4 protein-coding genes and 1 pseudogene are annotated in these 6089 nt (G+C 62.4%); all 5 read right to left on the reverse strand.

All coding sequences use genetic code 11. The features are described 5' to 3' along the window. Positions 1–127 precede the first annotated feature (127 nt). Positions 128–1498 (reverse strand): annotated as a pseudogene (locus tag D7X96_RS38515) (transposase); the annotation flags it as partial. 222 nt (positions 1499–1720) lie between these two features. Continuing rightward, positions 1721–3088, reverse strand: a complete 1368-nt coding sequence (locus D7X96_RS38520; RefSeq protein ID WP_121771968.1) for a B12-binding domain-containing radical SAM protein — start codon at positions 3086–3088, stop codon at positions 1721–1723. A 225-nt stretch (positions 3089–3313) separates the two neighbouring features. Beyond that, complete coding sequence (locus tag D7X96_RS38525) at positions 3314–3739, reverse strand: hypothetical protein (RefSeq protein WP_121771969.1); 426 nt, start codon at positions 3737–3739, stop codon at positions 3314–3316. Positions 3740–3997: 258 nt separating this feature from the next. Beyond that, positions 3998–5551 (reverse strand): SIR2 family protein, encoded by a 1554-nt coding sequence (locus D7X96_RS38530; protein ID WP_158626684.1) that lies wholly within the window; start codon positions 5549–5551, stop codon positions 3998–4000. Between the two features lie 190 nt (positions 5552–5741). Next, entirely contained in the window at positions 5742–6050 is a 309-nt protein-coding gene (locus tag D7X96_RS41320; RefSeq protein WP_279637429.1) for a GIY-YIG nuclease family protein, read from the reverse strand. Positions 6051–6089: the final 39 nt, after the last annotated feature.

Consider the following 6089-nt stretch of genomic DNA (forward strand, 5'->3'; position numbering starts at 1 on the left):
CAGCATCCGCTTCACCATCTGACTCTTGAATGCGTCCGTGTACGGCACCGTCGTTTTCCTGCTCGCCCCGCTCAAGGTGGTCACCTCGGCTGCTCAGCCGAGGCGACAACTACGCTGACACTGGGGGCTCGTCGTCCCCCATCGTGACGCTGCGCCCCTTGCCGGACGCGGCCTGGGTACAGCTTGAGCGCAGCTTGCACGGCCCGCAGACTTCCGGGTCGAAGTGCACGACGGCACCGGGCTCGAAGGGCTCCACCTCGCCAGCAGGGCACGTGAGGGTGCCGTCGCGGACGTTCACTTTGAAGTCGCGCTTGCCGAAGAGTCCAGGCTTCGCGCTGACTCCTCGCCACGGCCGACAGACGACGTCGCCGCCGCTCTCCAGCACGTCTTCGGCCATGGTGCTGTTGAGGTACGCCCTGTCGATGAGGAGGACATCGGGGAAGAGCTCCTGGTGGGCCATGTCTTCCTGCAGTGCAAGGGTCGCCTCCTCTTCGGGGCGGTTGGCTGGCGTCACGACGCAGGCGACCACGAGTTCGGTGTCGAGGTCGGTGCCGACGTGCTGCTTGTAGCCATTGAATCGCTTGCTCTTGCTCTTGCGTCCGTGGCGCATGTCGGCGTCCTCGATGGAGATGCGCCTGTCAGCCGCCACGCCCTGTCGAATCTGCACGCCGCCCTCGGGGCGCGGCTCGAGGTCCTGCGCCTTCACCTGCGCGAGCGCTTCGATGTAGCGAGTCAGCGGAGCCGCGACGCACGACTTCGACTGCTTCGCCACCCAGGCCATGAGACGGTCGAGCTGCCGACACAGGCGATTGAGTGCGTCGAGCTTCGCATCGGGCGCGCTCCAGTCGATATCGAGGCCGGCCTTGATGCTGCTGGCCAGCAGCAACGGCGCATCGGCCTGCTGACACACCTCCTCGACGTCGGTGCCGAGCGCGAGCGCCATGCCCTCGGCCACCTTGCGGCCTGCGTGGCCGAGCAGGTTGAGGGTGTCCTCAACCCGCCCGGCTCCTTCTAAAGGGCGGCTGTCCACCCCCACTCGCAGCGTCTTCGGCGTCTTCTTCGAATCGAACCCCTTCGTCCGCTTCGCCACCTCGACGGTGCGCTCCAGCAGTCGGCGGTCCATCTCGGTCGCGATGAGTCGCTCCCGGAATTGCTGCAGCCCGCCCTGGGAGAAGGCTGGCTCGTCCTCGTCGGCACCCAGTCGGTCCAAGACCATTCGCCACCGGCTGTCAGTGCCCGAGAGACACACGGCTTCGGCGTCCGACGCCTGCGTGTAGGCCTGCACCAGCAGCGCCATGCACATCATCGCGGGCGGCTGCGGCTCTTGCCCCTGGCCCGTTTGTCGGTACATCGCCTCGAGTTCGTCCTGAAAGGCCTCGTCGAACAACTCGTGCCGGTGCTCGCGCAGGAAGACGAAGAGCTTCCTGCTCTTGCCCGCAAGCTTCAGCAGGCGCTGATCCCGGGTGCTCTGCTCCACAGTCGGCTTCCAGCGTTCCACGAGCCACCTCCGTGAGGTGGCGACCTGATCACACGGCGACAGCCCGCGTCGATCCTCTGCCGCTTGCCTGCTCCCTCGACGTAACCTGATCGGCGCTCTAGCCGTCGCGGTAGCAATACCCAATGGTCCACTGCCGCCAATAAAAGAAGGCAACCGATCAAAGTATAGAAGATGAACCAAGGGCTCACTGAGCGCACTCCGTGTGTGAAACCTGTTCATATTCTAGGCTGCAGGTGACCACCAGTCTGAGGTGTCCGGAGCAGGTGCCACCCGCTCCTCCAGGGCTTCGACACAGTCCGGGTGGCTGCCTTCTGTCCGACGAAGGGCTTCAGCAAGTGCTTCCATCCGACTCCACTCCTGCTCGTCAAACGTGTAGCTGCGGACGACGCTTGGGATGGGAGCGTTGTTCTCCTCCAGTCCCCAGCGTGCACGCTCTCGCTCCAGTTGGGTCCCTCGCAACAACATGAGCGGGAATGCCTTGAGCACGGGGACTTGCCTCCGGAGACAAAAATCGAGCGTCTGCCGGAATGAGGCCAACGTCTGCTCGGGCAAGCCGAAGATGATGGACACCTCGAAGGGGATTCCGCGCGCGTGGAGCTTGCGGATTCCTTCCTCGACCTTCTCAAGATGATTCACGCGCTCGACGGCCCGTGCTTCCTTCTCATGGATGGTTTGGAGGCCGAACTCCAGCCGGACATCGAGCCCTTCGCAGGCATGGAGGAATTCGTCATCCAGCGTCGAGAAGTGGCACTGGAGAGACAAGCGGCCGCGATAGTCAAGCCTCCGAAACGTCCGCAGCACCGTCAGCGCGTGGTCTCCGAGGTTGAAGAGCGGGTCCAGCACCGCGATGTCATCCACTCCCGAGCGCACGAACAACTCCATCTCCTCCGCAAGGCGAGCCATGGGGAGGTCGCGCCGTCGCAAACGGCTTCCCGCCTCCCGGTGCTGGCAGAACGAGCAGCGGAAAGGGCACCCGCGCTGCGTCTCCCATCGGATGAACCGCTGCTCGGCGGAAAGTTCGATCACATCGCGGAGGAAGGGCGAGGCGAGCGTCTCCAGCTTCGCCTGGGCCTGGAGACCGGCGTCCACCTGTCCAGCCCAGTGAACACCTGGAAATGGGATGCGCTCGGAGGTGGCTGCCAGTGCCACCATCGCCTCTTCGCCATACCCCCGGATGAATCCATCCACCTCGGGGTAGAGCTTTTCGAGGCCTTCCCCCGCGTAGGAGATCTGTGGCCCTCCGAGGATGATGCGACCCTCGAATCCACTTCGGCGGAGTGCTCCCAGAAGCCGCTTCACCACCCGGTCATTCCAAATGTAGACACCCAGGCCGAGGTCCACGTCTCGGGACTCAAGCCCCCGCGCGCATTCGAGAATGCTCGAAAGGATGCGCTCCTCACTGAAGCCGGGGCGGTTGATGGCAAAGGAGAACGCCTGCACGTCGAAGTCCGCGTTTCGCAGAGCCGCGACGATGGATGCATGTCCCAATGGGAGGCGCGGATCCTTGTCGCGAGTCCAGTCAATCGAGACCAGGATGACCCGCCTTGCCTGGGGTGGGACAGGAATGACCTTGGAGAACATCGTGGACATGCGCCCCCCGAAACGGTCCGCGTGGAATGGTTCGCGGTGCTGACGATTCGCACCCTCCCCAGACGGATCGGGCTGCGGAAGATTCACTCCCGCAGAGCCTTTGCCCTCAATTTTGCGTGTGGCGCTTCGATCCAGCCTGTCCGATTTTGCTCCGTCCGCCCCTCCCTCTCGAGAGGGAGGGACACACGCCCGGAAACGCCGCCTCGCGTCGAACCGGCGCTCGACCTACTGGGCGTAGTAGGTGGTGAGCTGAAAGGAAATCGAGGTCAATCCACTGGAACCCGTGAACTGCAAGACGCCACGCTCAAGGTCTTCTTGGGTGACCTGGTACTGCGCCGATGCGACCTTGTCGTCGAAGATGGCGTCAACATCGAGAACGTTGAACTGGATCGGCATGGAAAGCAGATCCGTGCTGAGAACGTCACAGAACCCTTGGGTCCATCTTGGAGTGAGGCTCTCAATCTCTTCCGACCTGGACACAGCGGGCTGCGCATTCGGGCAGATCAGCTCAACCACGGCGTCCGGCGGTGAACCGTCAATGTCCCAGTCGCTGTCGTCCGCAGGATCGTGGGGAGCAAAGGTCGCGCTCAGGGGCTGGATCTTCGTACGGATGGTTGGGGTGTAGCACTGCTGCTGTGCTGGGTGGCACATGGTGCCAGGCGCGCACTTCACGCAGGTGGTGCCCGTAGCGCCGCACGCATCCTCGGTACGAACCTGGACGCACTTGTTCGTAGCCGGATCACAGCAACCCGCACAGTTCGCTGCGGTACAGATTTCCTCAAGAGGAGGAGGATTTTCCGTGATGGGGTTGGGTGAACCGGGATTGAGATCCTCGGGTCCGCAGGCAGGAAGCAAGAAAAGCGACGCCAGTCCAAGCAGTAGAGTTCGGTTGCTGAGTGTCATTGATTATTAGTTAAGGTGAAGGACCAACACGCGGGTATCTGCGTCCATGCGCACTTCAGCAGTCGCCAGTCGGGAGACCGGGATGCTTGCGACTTGGGTCCTTCCGCCGCTTGGCGTGGGCGAAATGACGATGGGGGCAGGTCGTGGATAGGCCAATGCCGCGATGGTGGACGCATCCGCGAAGCCCACGAGGTACAGCGACCCATCTGTGCGTGCGCGATGAAGCTCAATCCCCTCCCGGATGGGACCGTAAATCGACGTGTCCGCATTGTATGTGGGAACAGCACTCATCGGGATGAATGCATAGCGGCCCCATGGAAGTTGCGAAACGCGAGTCCCGCGTTCCGCATCCGAAGCCGGCGCGACCTGATGCTGCTGGCGAACGGTTTTGAGTGTTCCACCAGCAGGGAGCGGTGAATTCGTCGAGGGTTGCGGCTGGACGGTTCTCAGATTGCGTGGGGGTGGAATGACGATGACGTCATTATTCACACCCTTGCTGGCGGATGGCCAGACTGCCGCCATCCCAGCGACAATCAGTGCGGCTGCCGCGAAAGGCAGGGCTTTGCTGGAGGTCGGCTTCGAATGGCTGTCCTTGGCGGCGGGAGGAGCGGCGGAAATCTCCGGCGCGGAAGGGACAGGCGTGGGAGTGACCGTAGTCTGAGGCGGCGTCGAGGCAGTTGGGATAGTACCTTTGCTGGTCGCGCCAACGTCCACGGCAGACGGCCTGACTGTACTCTGGACGGCGGGTGTGAAGGCACTGGACGCGCCAAGCTGCTTTCGCAGCTCGGGGAAGAACTGATGGCAGTTGATTCCCTTGTAGCAGCGAAGACCTGTGTTGCCCCTCAGGTTGGAAACCTTCTCAAAAAGGGTCCGATACCGGGCCTCGAGTATGGCGTCTTCTTCGTTGTTGAAGAACGCCCAGAGGATGTCAACGTCCTTGTGCCGGTCTCCGTCAATCGTCCCGAGCGTCTGGGTGAAGATGTCGTCCCAGCCGCCGTATCCAACGACAACGAACGTATGGTCTTGAAGAAGCTGAATGAGCTCTGCGGCGACGCGCTTGCGCTCGCGAGCAATCTGCACGCTGGTGTGTAGCGTGGCCGATTGCCGCCAGTAACCGTGGAGATGGACGATGTGTGTGGAGTTTCGAGAGACAGTTGTGTGCCCGAAGGGGCTGTCGTCGACGACGATGGTTCGATGAAAGTCTCCGCCGGCCATCTTGATGGAGGCGGAGATGAGCGGATCGAAATTCGTGGTCAAGACAGGACCGAACGTATCCGCCCTCTCTACCAGGAGCTTGCCAAGGTGCTCCGTCGCAGGCGGCAGCGCCCAGCCGAGATAATCCTGGTCCAGCTGTTCGTCAGTTGCGACGCCGTCCTTCTTTCGATCCAGTCGCGCGCGGAGGACCGCCTCTCTCACAACTTTCTCGGCGGCCGTCTTGTCTCCGCGGCCCTGCAGGAAACGCATGGCCCATTGGTATTCGTTGGGCTTGTTGTGCTCCCGTTCCGCATCAAATCTTGCTTGGAGTTCGACCGGAATGTGCTCGCGAATCAGCGCCACCATCCCACTCACGCCCGGGACCTGAGGGGCGTCAGCGCTTTCCTGCATCGACAAGGGGGAGCCAACCAGGAACGCGATTTTCCGATTCTTGGAGGCGGCAATAACAGCGCTGGGGAGAGCATCCCCGGGATGCAGGAACTGGGAGGAACTCATTGAGAGTTGAACGCTATCAGATGTGCAAGCGGGTCAAAATTCAGGCGGCTCGCTCACCGGTTCGGCCTTGTTCTTCCTCTTGGAGCGCCAACGTCTTCCGGTATTCCGCGGCCTCTGCGGTCCGGGTCAGTTCAAACTCACCGTGGTGCTTCCGCACTGCCTGTGCGACCTCATCCAGACTGACGCGGAAGAACTCCTTGCGCTCGTTGATACGGTTGACGCGACGGTTGGCGAAGGCCTTGTGCAGGGCGTTCTCCAGGGGTAAGCGTTCACGGGGGGCTGAAGGCCGCGAGCGTGAGCTGAGATTATGAGCCGGGCAGGAGCGAGGGCGCGGGAGTGCCGTGGAGATGGGCTTCGAGGGACGCCGTGAGAGAGTCGAGCACGTTGC

This window comes from Corallococcus interemptor, assembly GCF_003668875.1.
Classification (GTDB): Bacteria; Myxococcota; Myxococcia; order Myxococcales; family Myxococcaceae; genus Corallococcus; species Corallococcus interemptor.